This window comes from Microbacterium phyllosphaerae (assembly GCF_017876435.1).
Classification (GTDB): domain Bacteria; phylum Actinomycetota; class Actinomycetes; order Actinomycetales; family Microbacteriaceae; genus Microbacterium; species Microbacterium phyllosphaerae.
Window position 1 is genome coordinate 203918 of sequence record NZ_JAGIOA010000001.1, and the last position, 23761, is coordinate 227678.

The following is a 23761-nucleotide window of genomic DNA, read 5'->3' on the forward strand; positions in this document are numbered from 1 at the left end:
CTGCCACAATGGCCGAATGAGCACCGAGTGGTCCGCGCCACCCTCCCCCGCAGACCTGCTCGCCCGTGGCGAGACTGCGCGCAAACGAACACCGCGCCGCGCGCTCGCGACGCTCGCCGGCGGGACGCGCGACCCCCTCGGCATCCTCGACGCCCAGAACCGCACGCGCATCCCCGAGCTCGTGCCCCTCCGCACCGAGCGGATGTCGGCGAGCCCTTTCGCTTTCTACCGGGGGACGGCCGCTCTCATGGCGGCAGATCTGGCCGATGCACCGCACAGCGGCATCCTCGTCGCCTCCTGCGGCGACGCGCACGTGTCGAACTTCGGCTTCTACGCCTCACCTCAGCGCAGCCTCATGTTCGATCTCAACGACTTCGACGAGGCCGCCTGGGCGCCGTGGGAGTGGGATGTCAAACGGCTGGTCTCCAGCATCGTGGTGGGCGGACAGTCCACGGGACGGGCGGATGCCGTGATCGATCAGGCGGTGCTCGCCGCCGTCGATTCATACTCCCGAGGTCTCCGCCGGATCACCTCGCTCAATCCTCGGGACCGCTACTTCACCCATTTCGATGTGGAGTCGACGCGGGGGATGCTCGACAAGGACTCGCGCAGGGCGATCCGCACCGCCATCGCCCAGGCGCAGCGACGCACCGGTGAGCGCGCGGTGCGTCGGCTCACAGCGACGGATGCCGCAGGCCGGCGACGCTTCTCGTACCAGGCCCCGACCACCACCCCTGTCGATGAGCAGCTGCTCGCACTGGTGCACGGCCTCGTCGAGCAGTACCGGAAGACGGCGACTCCCGATGTCGCTCTGCTGTTCGAGCACTACACCGTCAGCGACGTCGCGCGACGAGTCGTGGGCGTCGGCAGCGTCGGGACGCGCTGCTACCTGGTGCTCTTCCAGGACGGAGAGGACGGCACGCTGCTGATGCAGCCGAAGGAGGCCGTGCAGAGCGTGCTCGTCGAATACGGGCGCATCGAGCAACCGCCGTCTCTGCGCGAGCGGATCCAGGCGCACGGCGAAGGCGCCAGGGTCGTCGCGATGCAGCGCATCCTGCAGGCGCTCTCCGATCCGTTCCTCGGGCACCTTCGTAGCCCCACGGCCGACTTCTACGCCCGGCAGTTCCACGATATGAAAGGCAGCGTCGAGGTCGAGGCGCTCGACGACGGCCCGTTCATCACCTATGCGCAGGCCTGTGCCGCCGTCATCGCCCGTGCGCACAGCCAGTCGGTCACGGCAGCCGAGGTCGCCGGCTACATCGGCGGAGGCAGAGCGGTGGCGACCGCACTGCTGGAGTGGGCACGGGCGTACGCCGCGGTCTCGCTCGCCGACTTCGAGGCTTTTCGCGAGGCGAATGCGGAGAGCGAGACCGCCTGATCAGCGCGCGATACGCAGCGTCCGCACCTCGAACGGGCGCAGCCGCAGCTCGCCGCCAATACGCGCGTCGTCGATCGCATCCTCGATCAGCGACACCTCGCGGATCTCCCGATGCTCGAACCCTGCGCTGATCGACCCGGTCGTGCGGCGCCCGAGCGCCTCGTACAGGCGCACGACCACATCGCCCGACCCGTCATCCGCGAGCTTCACGCCCGACACGACGATGCCCTCGCCCTCCACCGAGACCAGCGGCTCCACCTCACGGCCACCGTGCATGCGCGTGGCGGGGCTGTTGAGCGCGATGCCCTCGGCCGTCGCGATCGCGGCATCCGCTCCGATCACGAAACCGACCTCGATCGCGTGGTGACCGTGATCGGTGTCGGGGTCGGGGAAGCGCGGCGCACGCAGCAGCGAGAGGCGGACGGTCGTGGCGACCGCGTCGTCCGACACCTCCCGCGACGTGTCGTACCCGTAGATCGAGTCGTTCACGAGCGCGACGCCGAAGTCCTGCTCGCGCACCAGCACGAACCGATGCATCGAGGTCTCGAACTTCGCCGCCTCCCAGCTCGTGTTCGTGTGCGTGACGCGCGACTGGTATCCGAACTGCGTCTCCGCCTCGGTGTGCGCCGCCTGGATGTCGAGCGGGAAGGCGAGCTTCAGCAGCTTCTCGGTCTCGTGCCAGTCGATGTCGTTGCGCAGTGCGACCGAGCGCGAGCCGGGCGCGAGCACGATCGTCTGCTCGATCGTCGACTCCGAGAACGCCCGCGTGACGGTCACGACCGCTGAACCGTCGACGACGGACGCCGCGATCTTCGCGACCTCGGTGAGGTCGTCGACGCTGTTGCGGTAGTACTTGTCGATGTCCCACGCGTCCCACATGTTCGGGAAGTCCTGGTGCAGCTGGAACAGGTTCGCGGCGCGCCCCTCGGCCACGGCTTCCCGACCGGACGCCTTGTCGACCGCTGAGACGATGAGACCGTTCGCCGACACGAGGACCGAGACGAGCTCGTTCTCGAGGCGCCATCCGCCGTCCTCCTCGGTGAGCGAGACGGATGCCGCGGTCGGAGCCTCGGCGAAGGCGGCGCCCAGCGCGCGCCCTGCACCGACCGAGCTCGGCACGAATCGCAGCTCACGCTCGCCCTCGCCGGCGAGCGACCGGCGGGCGGCATCCGCGAGTGCCTGCGCGTCGGAGACCACGCCCGAGAGGACCTCGGCCGCCTCGCGATGCACCCACGCTATGGAGGTGCCGGGGAGGATGTCGTGGAACTCATGCAGCAGCACGGTCTCCCACAGGCGGTCGATCTCGGCCTTCGGATACGCGGCGCCGGTGCGCACGGCATCCGTCGCCGCCCACAGCTCCGCCTCGACGAGCGTATGCTCGGCCCAGCGGTGCAGCGCCTTCGTCGCATGCTGGCTGGTGAGCGTTCCACGGTGCAGCTCGAGATACAGCTCGCCCACCCAGACGGCGGGGTTCGGGATCTCGGCGCGAGCGGCGTCGAAGAAGACGTCAGGATGCTCCCACTCGACCCGAGCGCTGCCCTCGAGGTTCTGCAGTCGGGTCGCCTTGCCGGTCATCTCGCGCGTCGTGCCGCCACCGCCGTCGCCCCAGCCGACCGGCGCGATCGACCTCGAGCTGACGCGGTTCTCCTTGAACTGGCGCGAGGCCTTCGCGACCTCCATGCCGCTGAGCTGCGAGTTGTAGGTGTCCATCGAGGGGAAATGAGTGAAGACGCGGGAGCCGTCGATGCCCTCCCACAGGAAACTGTGGTGCGGGAAGACGTTCTGCTGATTCCACGAGATCTTCTGCGTGAAGAACCACTCGAAGCCCGCGCGGCGCATGAGCTGCGGCAGCGCCGGGGAGTAGCCGAAGCTGTCAGGCAGCCAGACACCCTTCGAGCGGATGCCGAACTCGCGCTCGAAGAACCGCTGACCGTACGAGAACTGCCGCACGAGCGATTCGCCGGACGGCATGACGGTGTCGGACTCGACCCACATACCGCCCAGCGGCAGGAAGCGCCCGGCCGCCACGGCCGCCTTCACCCGCTCCCACACCTCCGGCCTGTGTTCCTTGAGCCACGCGTACTGCTGCGCACTGGACATGCCGTACTGGAACTCCGGCTGCTCCTCGATGAGCGTCGTCATCGACGAGGTCGTGCGCGCGACCTTGCGGATCGTCTCGCGCAGGGGCCACAGCCAGGCCGAGTCGATGTGTGCGTGGCCCACGGCCGAGATGCGGTGGGCGCTCGCCTCCGCGGGGGCCGAGAGAGCCGGAGCGAGCACGGCACGGGCATCGGATGCCGTCGCCGCGACATGCTGCAGGTCGAGAACGTCGAGGGCGTCATCCATGGCCTGCAGGATGCGCATGCGGCGGGGCGAGGTCTCGGGCAGTTCGGCCTGCAGCTCGAACAGCACCTCGAGGTCGAGGGACAGCTCGTACACCTCGGTCTCGAACACCGCGAGCTCGAGGCGTCGGGTGCGGTACAGCGGCTCGGGCGACGAGGTGCGGATGTCACCCTCCTGCGTGGGCGCGAAGGAGGGGAAGTCCAGGATCAGCGGATTGGCGGCTGCCTCGAGATAGAACTCGACGCTCTCGTCGCCCTCGGCGGCATCCGCGATGGCGAGCCACTGGTTGCGCGGGTTGATGCTCTTGATCGGAGTGCCGTCGGGGCGGTAGGCGAGGGCCTCGCATTGGAAACCGGGCATGTGATCGCTGAAGCCGAGGTCGATCAGCGCCTCGACCCTGCGGCCGGCCCACTCGGCCGGGATGCGCCCCGAGAGCCGGAACCATGTGGTCGACCAGGCCGGACCCCACGTGCGGGGAACGGATGCGGGCGCGAACTCGAGCGCGAGCCCCGCACTCGGGCCGATCGGCTCCCCCGGCAGCTCGTTGACCTCCACCTCCAGCGGCACGGATGCCGAGTGGATCGCCGGACGGATGCGCTCGTCGAGCACCCGTCTGACGCGGCCTACGGTGAGCGAGGTTCCATCATGCATGCGGTGTTCTCCATCGAAGCCGGGTTTCTCAGCCTAATTTACTAAAGCGATATAGCTGCGAGAGCCGAATCGCGTTAGAGTCTGTGCACCGACCCCCGAAAGGACAGCGATGCCCTCCTCTGCCGCCCCTCTTCGCTTCGGCGCGAACTACACGCCCCGCTCCCAGTGGATGCACGCATGGATGTCGCTCGACCTCGACGACGTGCGTCGGGACTTCGCCTCGCTCGCCGAGCTGGGCCTCGATCATCTGCGGATCTTCCCGCTGTGGACCGTGCTGCAGCCGAACCGCACCCTGATCCGCGCCGAGGCCGTCGACGACGTGCGCGCGGTCGTCGACGTCGCAGCGGAGTTCGGGCTCGACGCGAGTGTCGACGTGATCCAAGGGCACCTGTCGAGCTTCGACTTCATCCCGTCATGGCTGTTCACGTGGCACGACAAGAACATGTTCACGCATCCCGACGCCCTGAGCGGTCAGGCCGAGCTCGTCACGCGTCTGGGCGAGCGGCTCGGAGACGCCGACAACTTCCTCGGTTTCACGCTCGGCAACGAGACGAACCAGTTCTCGGCGCGGACCCACCCGTCGCCGTGGCCGGTCACCGAAGCCGAGGCCGCGAACTGGATCAGCACGCTGCTGGACGCCGCGCACCGCTCGGCGCCAAGGCAACAGCACGTGCACAGCGAGTACGACGCTGCCTGGTACATGGACGGCCACGGGTTCACCCCGGCGCTCGCCTCGCGCCTCGGCGACATCACGACCGTGCACTCCTGGATCTTCAACGGCACCGCCCAGAAGTACGGCGGCCGGTCCGTGGCATCCGATCGCCACGCCGAGTACATGATCGAGCTCGCCCGCGCGTTCACCACCGAACCCGGAAAGCCGATCTGGCTGCAGGAGGTCGGCGCCCCGTCGAACTGCCTGACGCCGGAGCAGACGCCCGACTTCCTCGAGGCCACCCTGCGCTCGGTCGTGCGCACCGACGACCTCTGGGGTGTCACGTGGTGGTGCTCGCATGACGTGAGCCGCAGTCTCGCGGACTTCCCCGAGCTCGAGTACACCCTGGGCCTGGTCGACCAGAACGGCGAGGCGAAGCCGATCGGACGCCGATTCGCCGAGCTGATCCCCGAGCTGCGCGAGCGCCAGCCCGCCCCGGCGCGCACTCTCGGCATCGTGGTGGAGGTCGACGAGGCCGAGACTCCCGTCAGTCGCGGCGCCATGAGCCCCGGGGGGTCGATCTTCCAGGCCTGGGTCGATGCGTGCGAGGCAGGGGCCGATCCCGCGTTCGTGACCTCGAAGGACGCCGCGGATCCGTCCGTGCTCGCGGCGCGCGGCATCACCGAACTCGTGCGCCCGACCGTCGAGCCCTGGTCGTACGAGTCGCAGAACACGGTGGTCGAGCACAGGGCGGAGTAGCCCGAGTCCGCGGCCGCACCGCGGGCGAGGGCGGGCCTCAGCGCGCCCGCGCCGTGCTCTCGCGCACCGTCAGCACAGGCGCCGAGCCGGTGCGGTCGGGAAGCGGCGCGGGCGCGGCGATCTGGTCGATCAGGAAGTTCGCGGCATCCGCTCCGAGTCCGAAGGTGTCTCTTGTCATGGCCGTGATCGACGGATGCACGAGTGCGGCCACCGTCGAATCGTCGAACGACGCGATCGACAGCTCCGTGGGTACGGCGATGCGGCGCTCCTGCGCGGCGCGGAGGCCCGCGATCGCCATCACGTCGCTGTCGAAGACGACGGCACTCGGCGACGCCCCATCCGCGAGCAGTCGGCCGAGTGCGGCGGATGCCGCGGCCGGTGACGAGTCGGTCGGGATCACCGCACCGGCGATCCCCTGAGCGGAAAGCCCTGACAGAGCCTCGGACCGCAGCCTGGTGTGCTGGAACTCCGCCGGACCCGAGACGTACGCGATGCGGCGATGGCCGAGACCGGCCAGGTGTGCGAACAGCGTGTGCGCGACCCGCCGGTCGTCGACCTGAAGCGTCGCAGGGTGGCCGGGCTCGGAGCGGACGCTGCCGATGATCACGGCGGGCAGGCCAAGGTCGCGCAGCACCGGCATCCGCGGATCATCGTCACGGGGATCGATCACGACCACCCCGTCGACCTGGTGCGAGCTGCGCCAGCGCCGATAGGTCGCGATCTCGTCGTCGATCGACGGCACGAGCACCGTCTGCAACGCGAGACGATGCGGCGCGAGGGCCGACTGCACACCGGCCATGAGATCGGTGAAGAAGGCCTCGGCGCCCAGCGTGCGGGCAGGCCGGTTCACCGCGAATCCGATGACCCCGGCACGAGCGCCCGCCAGCGCGCGTGCCGTCGAGCTGGGCAGCCAATCGTGCTGCGCGGCGACCTCGAGGATGCGGGCGCGCGTCTCCGCGCTCACCCCCGGGCGCCCGTTCAGCGCGAACGAGACCGCCCCGGGCGAGACCCCGGCGAGTCGCGCGATGTCGGTGATCGTCACGCGTCTCGCCGGGCTCATCCCCTCACTGTAATGATCCGTGGGCCCGCAGCCCTCGCTCAGATCGTCGCGTCTCCGACGACGTTGACCTTGATGCCCATGCCCGCGAACATCGCGGCCTTCGCGATGAGCGCCCTGTCGGCGGTCTCTGCGTCCGGCGCGTAGACGAGCTGCGCGTGGTTCGCCTTGTGGCGGGCCATGAACTGGTCGCGCGAGATGCCGTGCAGCACCACGTGCGCGATCGGCCACTCGGGGTTCGTCGCATCCTTGCGGCGCTGGGTCTCTGCGTCCGGCAGCTCGACGACCGAGGCCCGGAAGATGTCGGCCTGCAGGATGCCGTCGGCGATGAACACGCGCGACAGCACGATCTCGCCCGGTTTCGAGACGCCGTTGATCGTGGCGCCGCCCGCCGGGAAGAAGACGTGCCCCTGACGCCAGCCCTCGGCGTGCTGCCAGCCGCCGAGGTGCGACGCGGGCACCGAGCCCGAGATCTCGTAGACCCAGACGAACTGCCCGTCGAAGTCCTCACCCCAGCGCACGTCGTGCAGCGTGTTGTCAGGGACGAGCCCCATCGCGCGCCACACCCGATCGGTGACGAGCGCGTCGACGGCGACGCCCTCGTCGGCCTCGTTGAAGTGCGGGAAGGCGCGGCCCTCGTGCAGCACGCGCGAGCCGTCACGCGAGGTCACCGGCGGGCGCTCGGTCGAGTTCAGGATGCCTTCGGCGAGGTCGGATGCCGGCACCAGGTCTTTCAGACCCTGCTGGTACTGGATGCCGACCGCGTCGAGCCCGAAGTCGTCGGCGATGCGGAGGGCGGCGATGTACATCTTCAGCTGCCACTGCACCTGCTCACGGGTGAGCTCGGTCTCGGCGTCCTCGCCGTAGCGGAACGTCATGCCGGCGTCGATCAGCCAGTCGTACGCGGCATCCGCCTCAGCATCCGAGACCTCGAGCATCTCGGCGTAGAGCGCCGACTGCGAGAGGCGCTCCTTGTAGATGCCCGTCCGGTTCAGCAGCTCGTCATCGAAGATCGCGTTGTACATGCCCATGCAGCCCTCGTCGAAGACGCCGATGATGGCCTTCTCGGCGAGCAGCTCGGCGGCGAGCGCCTCTCCGAGCTGCTTCTCGGGGCTGTCGGGCAGCTCGGGCAGGGGACGCACGTGCGAGGCGTCGTGCGTGATCGATCCGGTCTCCGTCCACTCGCGGATCCCGGCTCTGAACCACTCGTCGGTGAAGTCCACCGACCAGATCGTGGCGTAGGGCTTGTCCATCTTCGTGAGGCCGGCGTTCAAGCCGAGCAGTCCGACGAGTCCTGGCCAGTCCCCCGCGAAGTTCGCGACGGTGAGGATCGGCCCCTCGTGCGTGCGAAGGCCGGCGAGCACGTGGTGCGAGTACTGCCACACGGCCTCGGCGACGATGAGCGGAGCATCCGTGGGGATGTTCTTGAAGACGTCGAGGCCCATGCGCTGGCTCGAGATGAAGCCGTGCCCGGTGGCGGGGTCGACGTCGTTGGCGCGGATGACGGTCCAGCCGAGATCCGCGAAGACTCCGGTGACGCCGGCTTCGAGCTCGACCTGCACAGGCCAGCCGCCGGTGTTCGCGGCTTCGCGCAGGTCGCCCGAGGCGATCAGATACGCGGTCTTCGGGGCAGATGCCGGTCGGGATGCCGGTGCCGGCAGGGTGTAGGTCATGACTCGCGTCCTCCTTGATCGCACGTGTTCTGCCACTGTACGCGAAATCGATTTCACGGCACAAGGCGTGAGGATGCTCCCGTCTCAGCGAGAGAGCGCGGCAGACTCCGTCAGACCCTGACGACGCTGGCCGGCTGGATCTCGTTGCGCAGCACCACCGTGCGCGAGGGCTGGCCGTCGCCACCGATGCGCTCCAGCAGCATGCGCGCCGCTGTGACTCCCATATGACGGGCGGGCAGCCGAACGACCGTCACCGCGGTCGGCGAGAGGGTGGTGAAAGGCAGCGATCCGATCACGGCGACGCCGACCTGCGGTGGGGTCAGCCCGTGTTCCGTCAGCACCTGGATCGCGCCGACGCCGATGAGGTTGTTCCCGGCCACGACGGCATCCGGCGGCTCGGGGAGCGCGAGGAGCTCCTCCATCGCCGTGCGCCCTCCGTCGACGCGGAACGTGGCGAACCGTTCGAGTTCGTCGAGGTCGAGATCCGGATGCGCCGCCCCCAGCGCCGACCGCCATCCGGCGGCTCTCTCGGCGGCCGTGTCGATGTGCTCCGGCCCGCCGATGTAGGCGATGCGACGGTATCCGGCATCGATGAGATCTTTCGCTGCCGAAATGCCCGCCGCCCGGTTCGCCATGACGACGCCGTCGATGTCGTAGCTCGTGCTGCGGTCGACCGCGACGACGGGACGACCGGTCGCGAGGATGCTGTCGAGGTCGGAATCCTCGTCGGCGGTCGCGATGATGACGCCCGACATGTGCTCGGCCATGGCGATCCGCAGGTAGGTCGCCTCCTTCTCGACCTGGGCGTCCGTATTGCACAGCACCACGGAGTACCCGGCCTCGGAGGCGATATCCTCGACACCGCGGGCCATCTCGGTGAAGTACGGATTCTCGATGTCCGGGATGACGAGAGCGATCACCTCGGAGCTCTGCCGACGCAGGTTGCGTGCGGTGCGATTGGGCGTGAAGCTCAGCTGCTCGGCCGCGCGGCGCACGGCAGCGACCTTCTCGTCGGAGACGCTGGTCCCGTTGAACACGCGAGAGACGGTGGCCGGCGAGACCTGCGCGAGCCGGGCGACGTCGTAGATCGTGACCATCGGCACACTGTAACCGGTTTCACGATTCGCGGCGAGCACACACGGCCCCGCACGCCCGTGACTCAACCCGCGAGCATCCGATCCCGCACCTGACGACGCAGCACCTTGCCGATGAGCGAGCGCGGAAGATCATCCATTGCGACGATGCGCTTGGGAACCTTGTAGGGAGTGAGCCTCGTGCGGCAGAAGTCGCGCAGGGCGCCCGCGTCGAGTTCCGCGCCGTCACGGAGCACCACGGCCGCCGCGACCTCTTCGCCGCCACTCGAGCGCGGGAGGCCGACCACGGCGGCAGCGAGCACGTCGGGGTGCGCCTGGAGCGCATCCTCCACCTCGGTGGGAGATACGTTGAACCCGCCCGTGATGATGAGCTCCTTGAGGCGGTCGACGATCGTCACGAAGCCGTCGGCCGACACCTCGGCGATGTCGCCGGTGCGCAGCCACCCGTCAGCGAGCAGCACGTCGGCGGTCTCACTCGGTCTGCGCCAGTATCCCTGGAACACCTGCGGGCCGCGGACCAGCAGCTCGCCCCGCTCCCCCACGGGAACGTCGATGTCGGTGTCCGCCGGATCGACGACGCGGATCTCCGTGCTCGGGAAGGGCACGCCCACTGTTCCGGGGCGCCTACTGCGACCCATCGGGTTGCCGAGCGCGACGGGTGAGCTCTCGGTCATGCCGTAGCCCTCGACGAGCAGCCCTCCGGTCGCCTCTTCCCATCGCTGCACCGTCGCGACCGGCAGGCTCATGGCGCCGGAGATCGCGAACCTCACGGTCGAGAGGTCGATCGTTCCGCGGGATGCGGCCCTCGCGAGCTGGTCGTAGATCGGCGGGACAGCGGGGAGGAACGTCGGTGGGCTCGTGCGCGCCGCCTTCGTGACGAGGCCGAGATCGAACGTCGGGAACAGCACCAGCTTCGCGCCGATGCTCATCGCGAAGGTCAGACAGAGCGTCATGCCGTAGGCGTGGAACAGCGGCAGCACGCCGTAGAAGGTCTCCTCCCCGGCGACCAGACCCGGCACCCACGCCTGCCCCTGCATCGCGTTGGCGCGCAGGTTCGCGTGCGTGAGGATCGCGCCCTTCGGCACGCCCGTCGTCCCGCTCGTGTACTGCAGGAGTGCGGTGTCTCCGAGGGTCGGGCCCTCGACGCGGCGCGAGAGGCGGCGATGATCGACCATCTTCTTCCAGGGCAGCGCTCTGCGCGCCTTCGGGGTGCTCGTCAGCTTCGCCCCCGACGCGCGCGCCTTCGGGAGGGGCAACCGCAGCAGGAGCCGCTGCGCAGCGGGCATGGCCTCGGTCAGATCGACGCTCACGATGTGCTCGACCCGCAGGTCGGCGGGGAAGTCCGCGATCGTGTCGACCGTCTTGTCCCAGACGATCGCGACCTTGGCCCCGTGATCCTCGAACTGATGCCGCAGCTCCCTGGCGGTGTAGAGCGGGTTGTGCTCGACGACGATCGCGCCGAGGCGGAGCGCCGCATAGAAGGCCACGACGTGCTGAGGGCAGTTGGGCAGCACCAGCGCCACACGGTCGCCCTTGCTCACGCCCAGGCGCCGCAGCCCCTCGGCGGCGCGCAGGATCTGATCGCCGAGGTCACGATACGACGTGACGGCGCCGAAGAACTCGAGCGCCGGTCGTCGGCCGAACGTCGTGATGCTCGCCTCGATCATCTCGGGCAACGTCTGGGACGGAGTCTCGATGTCGGCGGGGACACCATCCGCATAGGAGTCGAGCCACGGGCGGGAGTCGTACGGATTGACGGGCATGACCCCATCATGTCGCGGGCGCCTGTGAGAAGGGGCGACAGAAAGGGCGACAGCGCCGAAGCCCTGCCGCCCCGCCCTCCCCCGCCCCCTACCGGTGGGCGGCCACGACCTGCGCGACCGCGGCGCGCTCGGCATCCGTCGGCTCGGCGATCGCCATGCGGCAGTGCGTGTCGACGACGTCGAGCACCCGGTAGGCCTCCTTCATGCGCGCCATGTCGCCGCCGATGAGCGAGACCACATCGTCGACCGCGGCCTGGGCGGCGGCGATCGCGCCGGCATCCCCCGAGCGTCCTGCGTCGGCCAGCGCGCGGAACGGCTTGGGGGTGACCGACGAGACGCCCGACACGACACCCTGCGCGCCGACCTGCACCGCGGCGATCAGGTCGCGATCGGCGCCCGTGTACAGATCGAAGTCGGCGGGCACCGCGGCGCGGTAGGCGGCGATCTCGTCGAGCGACAGTTCGCTGACCTTCGCACCGACGACGTTCGGCAGCTCGGCGAGGCGCGCGAGCAGCTCGACCGAGACCGGATTGCCGCTGCGGGCCGGATAGATGTAGACGTAGAGCCGGCCGTCGCCGATCGCATCGGACAGGGCCGCGAAGTACTCGAAGATCGAGTCGTCCGTCGCCTTCAGGTAGTACGGCGTGAGCGCGGCGAACTCGGTCGCGCCCAGTCCCTTCGCGATCTCGACCAGGCGCAGGGCCTCGAACGTGCTGGGCTGGCCGACGTGCACGACGACGCGCATCCGATCCTTCAGCTCCGCGAGCGCCGCCTCGACGATCGCCGCGAACTCGGTGGCGTCGACCGCGGGGAACTCGCCGGTCGTGCCGAGCACGAAGGCGCCCTCGTTCCCGGACTCTGCGACGAACCGGAAGATCGCCCGCGACCCCTCGAGATCGAGTGCGCCGTCGCTGTGGAAGGCGGTGGGCACGGCGGTGAGGATGTCGTAGCGGGTCACTTCTCGGTCTCCTTGGAGTTCTTGCGGGCCTTGCGGGCCGCGCGGGCTGAGGTGTCGACATTGCGCACGGTCGACGTGAGCAGGTCGGGGTCCGCGGCGAGCTCTTCGTGCGCCTTCTCGATCTGCTCGACCGTCGAGGCCGACAGGATCGAGTCCTCGAGCGAGGCGCGCTCACCACGAGGGCTGCGGGCCGCACGGATGGCCGGCATCACGATCGACAGCACCGCGAGCACCAGCAGCACGATCGCGATCGGGCTCACGACCTCGAAGAACGGGCGGGTCGGCAGGATCGCCAGCGTGCGAGCCAGGTTCTCCTCCGCAAGCGGGCCGAGGAGCAGGCCGAGCACGATGGGCCCGGCCGGCACCTGCATCCGCTTGAGCAGCACGCCGATCACACCGAACACGAGCATCGTGACGACGGTCGAGAGGCTGTTCGAGGTGGCGTACGTGCCGATGATGCAGAAGATCAGGATGCCGCTCCACAGGTACGGCTGCGGCACGTCGAGCAGCTTGACCATGCCCTTCATGCGGACGAGGCTCAGACCCAGCGAGAGCAGCGTCGCGACGAGCATGATGCCCACGATCGAGACGACGAGGTCGGGGCGGTTCGTGAACAGGGTCGGGCCGGGGGTGATGCCCCAAATGATCATCGAGCCGATCATCACCGCCATCACCGAGTCACCCGGGATGCCGAGCGCCATCGTCGTCGTGAGTGAGCCGCCGAGTGTGGCGCTCGAGGCGGTGTCGGAGGCGGCGACGCCCTCGATCGACCCCTTGCCGAACATCTCGGGGTGCTTCGAGGCCTTGCGGGCACGCTCCCAGCCGATGAGGCCCGCGATGTCGCCACCGGCCGCGGGGATGAGCCCGACTCCGAGTCCGACAGCGCCGCCGACCGCGGTCGCCCGCCCGCTCTGCTTCAGCTCCGAGCGATTCGGCCACCAGCGACCGAGGCTCGAGATGGGGCGCACGTTCGACTTCCGATACGTGAGCAGCTGGTCGAAGAGCTCGGCGATGCCGAACAGTCCGATGATCACGGCGATGAAGTTGACGCCCTCGACCAGCTCGAGCACCCCGAAGGTGAAGCGCTGGTCGGCCGTGGCGGCGTACGTTCCGACGGTGCCGAGCATGAGGCCGAAGAGACCGGCGAGGATGCCCTTGAGCATCGACTTCGACGAGATGCCGATCATGATCGAGATGCCGAAGACGACCAGCGCGAAGAGCTCCGGCGACTTGAAGTAGTCGCGGGCGAAACTCGCGATCGGCACCGCCGCGACGGCGAACAGCACGAGGGAGGCGAGGATGCCGACGGCCGAGACGATCGCCGAGATCGTCAGGGCGAGGCCTGCTCTGCCCTGCTTCGCCATCGGATAGCCGTCGAGCGTCGTGGCGATCGACGCCGGGGTGCCCGGGGTGTTGATGAGGATCGAGGGGACGCGATCACCGAAGTTCGCGGCGACGTAGATCGTGAGCAGCACGGCGAGGCCCTGCACGGGCTCGAGGGTCAGTGTGAATCCGGCGGCGAGGGCGACGGCCATGGTCGCGGTGATGCCGGGGAAGGCTCCGACCATGAAGCCGAGCAGGAGCCCGACGAGCATGTAGAGCAGGATCGAGATGTCGAGGAGCGAGTTCAGCCCCTCCATGAGCGCGTTCACAGCGGGATCCTCAGTAGCATGCCGAACACGACGTAGACGAACGCCGTGACGGAGACGGAGTAGATGATCAGGCTCAGCCAGCGGCGGTGGCCGTAGAGAAGCATGAGGCCGGCCATCAGCAGGGCGGCCGCCACCGGGAAGACCTCGATGCGATAGCCGAACAGGATGACGGTGCCGAGCGACCAGACGGCGATGAACACACCCGCGATCGCGAGAGTGGCGACGACCCGGATCACACCTCCCGACTGGATGCGGTCGAGGTCCTCGCGGCCCTGTGCGGGCCGTGTGACGGCCACCGCGAGAACGGCGAGCGAGATGACCACGGCGGTGACGGCGATGACCATGGGCCAGAAGCGCGCATCGATCTGACCGGGCGCAGCCTCGCGGCGCAGCGGGATCTGGGTGGCGAGGAACAGATAGCCCGCGCTGAACGCGAGGGCGACGAATCCGAAGACGATCTCGAGCGGCCGCGACGCGGGTGCGCCCTGCTGCTCGTCCTGCTCGGCCGGGCTGGTGGCATCGGCGTGGGACATGGTGCTCCTTCCCTGGTCTGACGTGCGGCATCGGATGCTGCGGGGCCGGTGATGAGCCGGCCCCGCTCTCCGAGTGCCGGTCAGCCCAGGAGCTCCTTGAAGAGGTCGAACTGCTCGTCGACGAAGGTCGTCCACTCCGCCGAGTCGCGGTAGACCACGAGGTTTCCCGCGTCCTTCTGGAACTGCTGGTAGGTGTCGGACTCGACGGCTTCCTTCACCGCGGACTCCAGCTCGCCCTTGACGTCGTCCGGCAGGCCCTTGGGGGCGTAGATGCCACCCCACCCTCCGAAGACCACGTCTTCACCGATGGCCTCATCGACCGTCGGCACGTCCTCGGCATCCGGGTGGCGCTCGTCGTTCATGACCGCGAGGATGCGCACGGCCTCGCCCTGCGCGAGGGCCTCACCGAGACCCGACACCGCGGCGACCGTCTCTCCGGATGCGGCGGCGGCGACGGCGGTCGCACCACCGTCGTACGGCACGGGCGAGAAGGTCGCGTCGGTCGCATCGCCGAGGCCGACGGTCGCGGCCTCCCAGATCGATCCGGCACCGGAGTTGGCGACCGTGACGGCGCCGGACTTCGCCTGGGCGACGAGGTCTTCGAGCGACTCGATGCCGCTGTTGGCGCCGACCGTGATGACTCCGGGAGCCAGCATGATCTGGCCGAGCAGATCGAAGTCCTCGGGGAGCACGTTCGCGCTCTGCGTGGTGTTGAGCATCGCGATCTCGACCGGGGCGAATCCGATCACGTAGCCGTCGGGATCCTGCGCGCCGACGTACTCCATGGCGAGCGCGCCTGCGGCACCGGGCATGTTCTCGGGGATGACGCTGACGCCGAGGATCCCCTCGAGCTCGGTGGCGAGGGCGCGCGACGACAGGTCGGACCCGCCGCCGGGGTTGGCCTGGATGATCAGGCGGATGTCGTTCTCGGGAAAGGCGGATGCCGCATCCTCACCCTCTTCGACCTTGGTGCAGGCCGACAGGACGAGAGCGGTGGCGGCGGCGGCCGCGATCGCGGCGGCCGCCCGGGTGATGCGCATGCGGGGCATCTTTGCTCCTCTACGTGGGTCGACCTTGTTGTCGACCCTCCGACCGTAGCAGTGTTGACTGTTAACAGTCAACACTCGGAGTGGTGCTCGAAGCCGTGCGGTCGAGTCGGTCCGCGCAGGTTCGGGATCGAGAGTCGACCGTCAGGCCGGGCGGCCGGCGAGCTCGCTGAGCATCCGATCGCGGGCGCCGTCGAGATGGGCGGTCAGGACCGAGGCCGCCTCCTCCGGTGTGCCGGAGCGCATCACGTCCATCAACTTCACGTGATCGTCCGACGACTCGTGGAGGTCGTCGTCGTGATTGATCGTGACCTCGAGGAGCGAGGCGAAGGTCGGCAGGTACTGGCTCCAGGCACCCTGCAGCCGGGGGTGGTCGGCCAGCGCGTAGATCTCCGAGTGGAACTCGAGGTCGGCGGCGACGAAAGCCGCGTGATCACCACTGTCGGCGGCGGCACCCATCCGCCCGACGGCCGCAGCCATCGCCGCCCAGCGCGCGTCGTCGTCCACTCGCATGGCCCGCGAGAGCGCCAGCTGCTCGAGGGCGCCGCGCAGGCTGTACAGCTGATCGACGTCGTCCTGCGAGAGTCCGGTGATGTACACGCCACGAGGGCGCTGCACCTCGACGAGCTTCTCGAAGCTGAGCTGGGTGAGCGCGTCGCGGATCGGTCCCCTGCTCACCGAGAACTCCTCGGCGAGGGCCTCTTCGGTGATGCGGGCGCCGGGCGCCAGCTCTCCGCGGACGATGCGCTGGCGCAGGACCTGCGCGACCTGCGCTCCGAGGGACTCTCCGCGCTTCACGGTCTGTGTCACGGTGACCTCCTGTTAACAGTTGACAGGATACACACCGGGCGACAAGGCGGAGGGAGCGCCGCGACGGCGCTCCCTCTCTCGGCCTCGCGCCGAGCACCTTCCCGTCAGCTGAGCCAGGCGGGAACGCGTCCGCGGAGGAACGCCCCGTCGAGCGAGAAGCGTCCGGCTCCGGTGAAGGCCAGCGCGAGCGCTGCGACCCCGAGTACCGCGACGAACTCGTATCCGCCCTCGCCCACCCACAGGCCCGCGGGCAGGTGCACGGCGACGAGCGCCACGACCATGTCGACCGCGAGCAGGATGCCGACGGGGCGCGTGAAGAGTCCGAGCGCCAGCAGGATGCCGCCGATCAGCTCGACGAACGCGACGACGGGCGCGGCGATCTCGGGCAGCGGGACGCCCATGCCGGCGAAGCTGCCGATGGCCCCGGGGAGGGTGTACTCGAAGATCTTCTGCGCTCCATGAGCGGCGAAGACGAAGCCGACGACGACGCGCAGGACGAGGAGTCCCAGCGAAGAGGCGGCGGAGGGGGCGGTGGTGTTCGTCATGAGGAGATGTTCCTTCGTGGCAGGACACCGCGCGCCAGGCGCGGAGCAGGGTCGTTCCCTGCTCCCACGGTAGAAAGCGCACTTTTCCTTCTCCTGAGCGCGCCCTACTCGGAGCCCGCGTCGAGCAGCCTTCCGTAGACTCGCCGGGTGGCGTGAATCACGCTGGGGAGGGCGATGGTCGCAGCCGGGAGAGGGCAGGGACGAAGGTGAGGGCACGATCGGCATTCGGTGTGCTGCGCCTGGCGACGGCATCCGTGTGCACCGTCGCGCTCGTGCATCGCCTGTTCTGGGGCCTGAGCTCGCGCACGATCGCGGGCGAGAACTTCTTCGCCTACCTGACCGTGCAGTCCAACTGCGCGCTCGTCGTCGTGCTGCTGATCGGGGCGGTGCTGGCGTTCATCCGGCCCGCGGATCCACGCTGGTTCACCGTCTCCTTGGCGCTGGTGCTGACCTGGACGATCACCGCAGGGCTCGCCTTCGCGCTGATCGTGTGGCAGGCGGGATTGCGCGGCATCCGCGTCGACGTGCCCTGGTCCGATCAGGTGCTGCATTTCTATCTGCCCGCGTGCACGGCCATCGCCTGGGTGCTCACGCCGGGGCACCGCGGTGTGCCGTGGTGGGTCGTGCCGACGGCACTGGCCTTTCCCCTCGCCTGGGGAGGGGTCACCCTGTGGCGCGGCCCCTCGGTGGGCTGGTACCCCTACTACTTCCTGGATCCTCGTCAGGTGTCGGGCCCGCCCGAGTTCCTGCTGACGAGCGCGATCGCTCTGGCGATCTTTGCCCTCGTCGCAACGGTCATCGTGCTCGTCAGCAGGATGCGACGGCGAGGCCACGAGCGCCCCGAGGTCTGAACCCCGCGCAGGACCCCGCTAGACGGCGGTGAGGAACGGCGCGAGCGAGGCGATCGCCGCCTCCAGCACCTTCTGATCGTCGAGCTTCGCGAACGCGTCGGCGGCTTCTCCTCCGACGATGCCGACGACGACGTCCTCCCCCGTGACCGGGGCGAGGTTGAACCAGGTGCGGATGAGCCCGTCGCCGCCGACGGCATGCCAGATCGCCGCCTCGGGTTCGCCCTCGGTCTGCGGCGCCGCGAAGGCGAGCGGCTCGTCGAACCTCAGCCAGACGGTCTCGATGCGCCCCATGCCGAGCGCGGCGATCGCACCGCGGTGGCCGAACGGCAGCGCCGGAGCGAACTGCAGCCCCTCACCCTTGAGCACTCCGAGCGGCACCGTGATCAGCACCCGGTCGAACGACAGCGATTCGCCCGACGCGATGCCGAGACTCACACCCTTCTCGTCGTAGGCGATGCGGCTCACGGGCGACGAGAGACTGAGCTTCGCACCGTCGAGCAGCCCCTCGATCACAGGCGTCAGGTCGCCGAGCGGCGCGATGTACTCATCGGCCGGAAGCGCCGGCGGGAACCACGACGACTCCTGCGCGGCGTCAGCCCCGGAGAACGCCGTGATCGAGGCGAGCAGCGCCGCGAGCCCCGGCTCGGTGGGGTCGGCCCCCGCCTCGGTCAGCGCATCCTCGAGAGAGATGTCGGTGACGCCCTGCTGCGCCGAGGCGATCGCCGCCTGCACGGGCTCGGTGGAGACCGGCTCGACGTCGCCGTCGGCGGACCGCCATCGCGTTCCGGTGAGCGAGACGTCGCGGACATCGAGCTCGGTGAGGTGGTCGCGTATCTCACCGTCGGATGCGCCGAGAAGCCATCCTCCCAGCTGCGCCGGGAAGGGCCAGGCCTTGTCGTCGACGACGGAATGGATGCGTCCGCCGACGCGATCGCGCGCCTCGAAGACCGTGACCTGCAGACCGTCGGCGACGAGCCGTGCTGTCGCCGCGGCCCCGGCCAACCCCGCGCCGATCACCGCGACCCGTTCGCCTGTCGCCGCCGCACGCAGGAGCTGCCCGGCGGCGCGGTCACCCGAGCGGAGAGCGCCCGCGATCGTGCCCGGCGCCTCGGTGTCAGTCGCTTCGCCAGACAGGAACAGGCGGTCGTCGATCGGCTCCGCGAGCGCATCGCGTTCGCTGACCTGTGTGCCGACGGGCGTGAAGCTCGCGGCGCCGAGCGCGAAGGGATCCGTGGACCACGAGCTGCGGGCGAACGCCGCCGGGGTGATCGTGTCGGATGTCGGCTTCGGAGTCGGCGACCGGTCGGGCGTGGGCGACGGCGCCGGCTCGGGCGTGCAGGAGGCCAGCAAGACCCCCAGAACGCCGGCTCCGGCGCCCATCAGCAGTGTGCGACGCGTCATCCTCATCGTGTCGCAACGATACCGCGCGCGGATGGATGCGCGGGTTCGGTATTCCCTTCTGCACCGAAGCGGGGCTCGCCCCGACTCTCCCCAGACCCGCAGGATCGCGCACGGGCGGTCGGCGTCCGACGACCCCACACTGCCATTCTGGCGCGACGCTCACAGGATGGAGTCATGACGATGAACGAGCCTCAGGTCTGGACGCTCATAGGGGTGTTCGGTGCCGCACTCCTGGGTGGCTTCACCCTTGTGACGACGCATTTCGGCAGAGTGGTGCGGGCCGAGATCGGCCGTCTCGACGGCACGCTCTCCGGAAAGATCGGCCATCTCGAGGGAACACTCACCGGGAAGATCGAGGCGCTGGACGGCAGGCTCACCGGACAGATCGAAGCACTCGACCACCGACTCACTGGGCAGATCGAAGCGCTCGACCACCGACTCACTGGGCAGATCGAAGCACTCGACCACCGACTCACTGGACAGATCGAAGCGCTCGATGCGCATCTGAACGGTCGCATCGACATACTCGACCACCGACTCGACACCCTCGACAAGGAGGTCGCGAACCTCGCCACCAAGGTGTGGCGATCGTCGTAGGGGTCGCCCTCGGCGGGTCAGTCCCGCCCGCCGCCCGGATGCCAGAGGACGACCTCGGCCGAGCGGCGGAGGCGGCGACCACTGGGCATCGGGATGACACCCGCGGCACCGGCGGCGAACACGCGGACGCCGGGGCGGTTCTCCCGCTCCGCACGCAGCGCGGCGTCGAGCTCTGCGACGCGGCGCCGCAGCATCCGATTCTCGTCTTCCAGATCGAGGAGTCGGGCGATGGCCGGGAGGCTCACGCCCTCGGACGACAGCTGGGCCACCTCGCGGAGCTGCTCGATGTTGCGGGTCGAATAGCGGCGCGAGCCGCCGGATGTGCGGCCGGGCACCACGAGTCCGATGCGGTCGTACTGCCGAAGGGTCTGGGGGTGCATGCCCGAGAGCTCAGCCGCGACGGCGATCGCGAACACCGGGGTGTCGGCATCCATGCGCTGGTCAGCCACTGTGGATCACCTCTTCCTCGGTGCTCGCGTTCGTCATCGTTCTCTTCCGACCGAATCTCTACCGACGGGCCTTGGCCATCAGGTCGGCCCGGGGGTTCTCAGACGGCTCGAGTGCCTGGAACTTCTCCAGCGCCTCCCGAGCAGCCTCGTCGAGGTGCGACGGCACCGCGATCTGCAGCTCGGCGAGCAGGTCGCCCGTGCCCTTCGAGGTGGTCACGCCGCGTCCCTTGACGCGCAGCACGCGTCCGGACGGGGTGCCGGGGGCGACACGGAGCTTGACCGTGTCGCCGCCGAGCGTCGGAACCTCGATGGTCGCGCCGAGCGCCGCCTCGGTGAAGGTCACCGGCACGACCACCCGCAGGTTCAGTCCCTCGCGGGTGAACACCGGATGCGGCCGCACCGCGATCTGCACCACGACGTCACCGCGCTCCCCGCCGTCCGGCGAGGGGCGGCCGCGGCCGCGGAGCCTGATCTTCTGACCGTCGGCGACGCCGGCGGGGATCTTCACCTTGAACGGCTTGCCGTCTTCGCCCTGCAGGCTGATGGTCTCACCCTGCACGGCGGTGGCGAAGTCGAGCGTGGTGCGCGCCGTGACGTCGGCTCCCTTCTGGGGGCCGCCGAACCCGCGGAATCCACCGGAGGTCTGCCCGAACCGACCGGAGCCGAACGAGCCACCCTGACCCTGATTGAACATCGCGAAGATGTCCTCGAAGTCGGCGGACTGCTGCTGCCCTCGCCCCTGCTGCCCGAACCGGCTGAAGACGTCTTCGAAGCCGCCCGCGCCCGTGCCGCCCGCCGTGAAGCGTGCGCCCGAGCCCATCGCGCGGATCTCGTCGTACTCCTTGCGCTGTTCCGCGTCAGAGAGCACCGAGTACGCCTCGCTGATCTCTTTGAACTTCGCCTCGGCCTTCTCGTCACCCTGATTGGAGTCGGGGTGGTATTTGCGAGCGAGCTTTCGGTACGTCTTCTTGAGATCGGCGTCGCTGACGTCCTTCGAGACCCCGAGGGTCTTGTAGAAGTCCTTGTCGAACCAGTCCTGGCTAGCCATCGATCACCTACTCTGCGGGAACGGCGACGACGACCTTCGCGGGACGCAGCTCGACATCACCGAGGCGGTAACCCACCTCGACGACTTCGAGCACCGTGGTCTTTTCGACGCCCGGGGTGGGCTGCTGGAAGATCGCCTCGTGGCGCTGCGGGTCGAATTCCTCGCCCTTCTCACCGTACGAGACGACACCGAGGCGCTCCACCACCGTGCGCACCTTGCCCGCGATCACGGCGAAGGGCGTGCCCTCGACCAGATCGCCGTGCTGGGCGGCGCGGTCGAGATCGTCGAGCACGGGGATGAGGCCCTTGGCGGCCTCGCCCTTCGCGCGCTCGATCTCGACCTGACGCTGCTCTTCGGTGCGGCGGCGGTAGTTGGCGTACTCGGCCTGGAGGCGCTTGAGGTCGTGCAGGAGCGCGTCCTCGGCATCCGCGAGCGCGGCATCCCCTGCGGCGGCCTCAGCCGTCTGATCCGCGTTCAGGATGTCGTCGATCGTGAAGTCCGCGTCGGAACCCTCCGCGGCCCTGGCCTCATCGGAGTCCGGGTTCTGCGGCGCGGGGCCGGATGCCTGAGCATCCGACCCCTCGCCGCGAACCTCGTCGTCACCTTCGAAGTTCTTGTCCGTCATGATTACTTCTTCTCGTCCTCGTCGTCGACGACCTCGGCGTCGATGACGTCCTCGTCGGAGGAGCTGTCATCGGCCGGAGCCTCGCCCGCGGCGTCGGCGCTGGGAGCGCCCTCTGCCTGGGACTGTGCGTAGATGGCCTCGCCGATCTTGCCCTGCGACTGGTTCAGCTTGTCGAACGCGGTCTTCACGGCCTCGTCGTCTTCGCCGGCCAGAGCCGTCTTGAGTGCGTCGACGTCGGCCTTGACCTCGGTCTTGACGTCTTCAGGCAGCTTGTCGTCGTTCTCGGTGATCAGCTTGTCGATCGAGTACGCGAGCGTCTCGGCCTGGTTGCGGACCTCGGCGGCCTCGCGGCGCGCCTTGTCTTCCGCCGCGTGCTCCTCGGCCTCGCGCACCATGCGCTCGATGTCCTCCTTCGACAGCGACGAGCCGCCGGAGATGACGATCGACTTCTCGGTGCCCGTGCCCTTGTCCTTGGCGGACACGTGCACGATGCCGTTGGCGTCGATGTCGAACGTGACCTCGATCTGCGGGATGCCACGGGGGGCCGGGGCGATTCCGGTGAGCTCGAAGGTTCCGAGCGGCTTGTTGTCGCGGGTGAAGTCACGCTCGCCCTGGAAGACCTGGATCGCGACGGACGGCTGGTTGTCGTCTGCCGTGGTGAAGGTCTCGCTGCGCTTGGTCGGGATGGCCGTGTTGCGCTCGATGAGCTTGGTCATCATGCCGCCCTTGGTCTCGATGCCGAGGCTGAGGGGCGTGACGTCGATGAGCAGCACGTCCTTGCGCTCACCCTTGAGGACACCTGCCTGGAGAGCGGCGCCGACGGCGACGACCTCATCGGGGTTGACGCCCTTGTTGGCCTCCTTGCCGGTCTCGCGCTTGACGAGCTCGGCGACGGCCGGCATACGGGTCGATCCACCCACGAGCACGATGTGGTCGATGTCGGCGACCTTGATGCCGGCTTCGCGGATGACGTCCTCGAACGGCTTCTTGGTGCGGTCGAGCAGGTCCTTGGTGAGGTCCTCGAACTTCGCGCGGGTGATCGTCTCGGAGAGCGAGACGGGGCCCGACTCGGTCAGCGACAGGTACGGGAGGTTGATGCTGGTCGAGGTCGAGGAGGAGAGCTCCTTCTTCGCCTGCTCTGCAGCCTCCTTCAGACGCTGCAGGGCGATCTTGTCGCCCGAGACGTCGACGCCCGTGGTCTCCTTGAACTGCTTGATCAGGTGGTCGACGAGGCGCTGGTCCCAGTCGTCTCCACCGAGGCGGTTGTCACCGGCGGTCGAGCGCACCTGGATGGTCGAGAAGTCATCGTCCTTGCCCACCTCGAGCAGGGAGACGTCGAACGTTCCGCCACCGAGGTCGAAGACCAGGATGAGCTCGTCTTCCTTGCCCTTGTCGAGGCCGTAGGCGAGGGCCGCAGCGGTGGGCTCGTTGATGATGCGCAGGACGTTGAGGCCCGAGATCTCGCCGGCCTCCTTCGTGGCCTGACGCTCGGCGTCGTTGAAGTACGCGGGGACGGTGATGACCGCATCGGTCACCGTGTCGCCCAGGTAGGACTCGGCGTCGCGCTTGAGCTTCTGGAGGATGCGCGCGGAGATCTCCTGCGGCGTCCACTTCTTGCCGTCGACGTCGAAGGTCCAGTCGGTGCCGACGTGACGCTTGACGGATGCGATGGTGCGGTCGACGTTCGTGACGGCCTGGCGCTTCGCGGTCTCGCCGACGAGCACCTCGCCGTCCTTCGTGAAGGCGACCACCGAGGGGGTCGTGCGGAAGCCCTCGGCGTTGGCGATGACCTTCGGCTCGCCACCCTCGAGGACGCTGACGACGGAGTTCGTCGTACCGAGGTCGATTCCAACAGCACGTGCCATGTGATTCTCCT

The 23761-nt window shown here is 68.8% G+C and carries 20 protein-coding genes; 4 read left to right on the plus strand and 16 right to left on the minus strand.

The window, feature by feature from the left end:
* Positions 1-16 precede the first annotated feature (16 nt).
* Positions 17-1378, plus strand: coding sequence for a DUF2252 domain-containing protein (locus tag JOF42_RS00940; RefSeq protein ID WP_210096139.1), 1362 nt, complete (start codon positions 17-19; stop codon positions 1376-1378).
* Here the strand turns inward: JOF42_RS00940 and JOF42_RS00945 are convergent, their stop codons facing one another.
* Positions 1379-4372 (minus strand): alpha-mannosidase, encoded by a 2994-nt coding sequence (locus tag JOF42_RS00945; protein WP_210096140.1) that lies wholly within the window; start codon positions 4370-4372, stop codon positions 1379-1381. It lies immediately after the preceding gene.
* Between the two features lie 109 nt (positions 4373-4481).
* Between JOF42_RS00945 and JOF42_RS00950 the strand changes: the two genes are divergently transcribed.
* Positions 4482-5783 carry a glycoside hydrolase 5 family protein gene (locus JOF42_RS00950; protein ID WP_210096141.1) on the plus strand — a complete coding sequence of 434 codons (1302 nt, stop codon included), beginning with the start codon at positions 4482-4484 and terminating at the stop codon, positions 5781-5783.
* A gap of 37 nt (positions 5784-5820) precedes the next feature.
* On the opposite strand, the gene JOF42_RS00955 is transcribed toward JOF42_RS00950, so the two are convergent.
* From JOF42_RS00955 to JOF42_RS01000, 10 genes are all read right to left on the minus strand, one after another.
* Positions 5821-6843, minus strand: coding sequence for a LacI family DNA-binding transcriptional regulator (locus JOF42_RS00955; RefSeq protein ID WP_210096142.1), 1023 nt, complete (start codon positions 6841-6843; stop codon positions 5821-5823).
* Between the two features lie 38 nt (positions 6844-6881).
* The gene (locus tag JOF42_RS00960; RefSeq protein ID WP_210096143.1) at positions 6882-8513 is read right to left on the minus strand and encodes a fucose isomerase; all 1632 of its coding nucleotides are present in this window, start codon (positions 8511-8513) and stop codon (positions 6882-6884) included.
* 110 nt (positions 8514-8623) lie between these two features.
* Positions 8624-9610 carry a LacI family DNA-binding transcriptional regulator gene (locus tag JOF42_RS00965; protein WP_210096144.1) on the minus strand — a complete coding sequence of 329 codons (987 nt, stop codon included), beginning with the start codon at positions 9608-9610 and terminating at the stop codon, positions 8624-8626.
* 62 nt (positions 9611-9672) lie between these two features.
* Entirely contained in the window at positions 9673-11370 is a 1698-nt protein-coding gene (locus tag JOF42_RS00970; RefSeq protein ID WP_210096145.1) for a long-chain-fatty-acid--CoA ligase, read from the minus strand.
* Between the two features lie 88 nt (positions 11371-11458).
* Positions 11459-12328 (minus strand): dihydrodipicolinate synthase family protein, encoded by an 870-nt coding sequence (locus JOF42_RS00975; protein ID WP_210096146.1) that lies wholly within the window; start codon positions 12326-12328, stop codon positions 11459-11461.
* Positions 12325-13980, minus strand: coding sequence for a tripartite tricarboxylate transporter permease (locus tag JOF42_RS00980; protein WP_210096147.1), 1656 nt, complete (start codon positions 13978-13980; stop codon positions 12325-12327). The genes JOF42_RS00975 and JOF42_RS00980 overlap by 4 nt, the downstream gene beginning before the upstream one ends.
* Positions 13977-14513: a tripartite tricarboxylate transporter TctB family protein gene (locus JOF42_RS00985; RefSeq protein WP_210096148.1), complete on the minus strand. Its 537-nt coding sequence runs from the start codon at positions 14511-14513 to the stop codon at positions 13977-13979. Before JOF42_RS00985 ends, JOF42_RS00980 begins: the two co-directional genes overlap by 4 nt.
* Before the next feature lie 80 nt (positions 14514-14593).
* Complete coding sequence (locus JOF42_RS00990) at positions 14594-15562, minus strand: tripartite tricarboxylate transporter substrate binding protein (RefSeq protein WP_210096149.1); 969 nt, start codon at positions 15560-15562, stop codon at positions 14594-14596.
* A gap of 141 nt (positions 15563-15703) precedes the next feature.
* On the minus strand, positions 15704-16369 hold the full coding sequence (locus tag JOF42_RS18140; RefSeq protein ID WP_210096150.1) for a GntR family transcriptional regulator: 666 nt from the start codon (positions 16367-16369) through the stop codon (positions 15704-15706).
* Positions 16370-16473: 104 nt separating this feature from the next.
* On the minus strand, positions 16474-16914 hold the full coding sequence (locus tag JOF42_RS01000) for a DoxX family protein (protein WP_210096151.1): 441 nt from the start codon (positions 16912-16914) through the stop codon (positions 16474-16476).
* A gap of 206 nt (positions 16915-17120) precedes the next feature.
* On the opposite strand from JOF42_RS01000, the gene JOF42_RS01005 reads away from it, so the two are divergent.
* The gene (locus JOF42_RS01005) at positions 17121-17765 is read left to right on the plus strand and encodes a Pr6Pr family membrane protein (RefSeq protein WP_210096152.1); all 645 of its coding nucleotides are present in this window, start codon (positions 17121-17123) and stop codon (positions 17763-17765) included.
* Positions 17766-17783: 18 nt separating this feature from the next.
* Here the strand turns inward: JOF42_RS01005 and JOF42_RS01010 are convergent, their stop codons facing one another.
* Entirely contained in the window at positions 17784-19166 is a 1383-nt protein-coding gene (locus tag JOF42_RS01010; RefSeq protein WP_245340684.1) for a flavin monoamine oxidase family protein, read from the minus strand.
* Positions 19167-19340: 174 nt separating this feature from the next.
* Between JOF42_RS01010 and JOF42_RS01015 the strand changes: the two genes are divergently transcribed.
* Positions 19341-19763, plus strand: a complete 423-nt coding sequence (locus JOF42_RS01015) for a hypothetical protein (protein WP_210096154.1) — start codon at positions 19341-19343, stop codon at positions 19761-19763.
* A gap of 17 nt (positions 19764-19780) precedes the next feature.
* On the opposite strand, the gene JOF42_RS01020 is transcribed toward JOF42_RS01015, so the two are convergent.
* The 4 genes from JOF42_RS01020 to dnaK all read right to left on the minus strand — a co-directional run bounded on the left by JOF42_RS01020 (position 19781) and on the right by dnaK (position 23750).
* Positions 19781-20197, minus strand: coding sequence for a heat shock protein transcriptional repressor HspR (locus JOF42_RS01020; protein WP_210099027.1), 417 nt, complete (start codon positions 20195-20197; stop codon positions 19781-19783).
* 73 nt (positions 20198-20270) lie between these two features.
* Positions 20271-21260 carry a DnaJ C-terminal domain-containing protein gene (locus JOF42_RS01025; protein WP_210096155.1) on the minus strand — a complete coding sequence of 330 codons (990 nt, stop codon included), beginning with the start codon at positions 21258-21260 and terminating at the stop codon, positions 20271-20273.
* A gap of 7 nt (positions 21261-21267) precedes the next feature.
* Positions 21268-21885: a nucleotide exchange factor GrpE gene (locus tag JOF42_RS01030; protein WP_210096156.1), complete on the minus strand. Its 618-nt coding sequence runs from the start codon at positions 21883-21885 to the stop codon at positions 21268-21270.
* A 2-nt stretch (positions 21886-21887) separates the two neighbouring features.
* Positions 21888-23750, minus strand: coding sequence for a molecular chaperone DnaK (gene dnaK, locus JOF42_RS01035; RefSeq protein WP_210096157.1), 1863 nt, complete (start codon positions 23748-23750; stop codon positions 21888-21890).
* Between the last annotated feature and the right edge of the window lie 11 nt (positions 23751-23761).

Coding starts and splice junctions, on each gene's coding strand:
- JOF42_RS00985 (WP_210096148.1), bottom strand. CDS start 14,513: ATGTCCCACGCCGATGCCACCAGCCCGGCCGAGCAGGACGAGCAGCAG.
- JOF42_RS00965 (WP_210096144.1), bottom strand. CDS start 9,610: ATGGTCACGATCTACGACGTCGCCCGGCTCGCGCAGGTCTCGCCGGCC.
- JOF42_RS01010 (WP_245340684.1), bottom strand. CDS start 19,166: ATGACGCGTCGCACACTGCTGATGGGCGCCGGAGCCGGCGTTCTGGGG.
- dnaK (WP_210096157.1), bottom strand. CDS start 23,750: ATGGCACGTGCTGTTGGAATCGACCTCGGTACGACGAACTCCGTCGTC.
- JOF42_RS01020 (WP_210099027.1), bottom strand. CDS start 20,197: ATGGATGCCGACACCCCGGTGTTCGCGATCGCCGTCGCGGCTGAGCTC.
- JOF42_RS00960 (WP_210096143.1), bottom strand. CDS start 8,513: ATGACCTACACCCTGCCGGCACCGGCATCCCGACCGGCATCTGCCCCG.
- JOF42_RS01015 (WP_210096154.1), top strand. CDS start 19,341: ATGACGATGAACGAGCCTCAGGTCTGGACGCTCATAGGGGTGTTCGGT.
- JOF42_RS01030 (WP_210096156.1), bottom strand. CDS start 21,885: ATGACGGACAAGAACTTCGAAGGTGACGACGAGGTTCGCGGCGAGGGG.
- JOF42_RS00945 (WP_210096140.1), bottom strand. CDS start 4,372: ATGCATGATGGAACCTCGCTCACCGTAGGCCGCGTCAGACGGGTGCTC.
- JOF42_RS00950 (WP_210096141.1), top strand. CDS start 4,482: ATGCCCTCCTCTGCCGCCCCTCTTCGCTTCGGCGCGAACTACACGCCC.
- JOF42_RS00940 (WP_210096139.1), top strand. CDS start 17: ATGAGCACCGAGTGGTCCGCGCCACCCTCCCCCGCAGACCTGCTCGCC.
- JOF42_RS00990 (WP_210096149.1), bottom strand. CDS start 15,562: ATGCCCCGCATGCGCATCACCCGGGCGGCCGCCGCGATCGCGGCCGCC.
- JOF42_RS00970 (WP_210096145.1), bottom strand. CDS start 11,370: ATGCCCGTCAATCCGTACGACTCCCGCCCGTGGCTCGACTCCTATGCG.
- JOF42_RS01025 (WP_210096155.1), bottom strand. CDS start 21,260: ATGGCTAGCCAGGACTGGTTCGACAAGGACTTCTACAAGACCCTCGGG.
- JOF42_RS00955 (WP_210096142.1), bottom strand. CDS start 6,843: ATGAGCCCGGCGAGACGCGTGACGATCACCGACATCGCGCGACTCGCC.
- JOF42_RS01000 (WP_210096151.1), bottom strand. CDS start 16,914: ATGACGAACACCACCGCCCCCTCCGCCGCCTCTTCGCTGGGACTCCTC.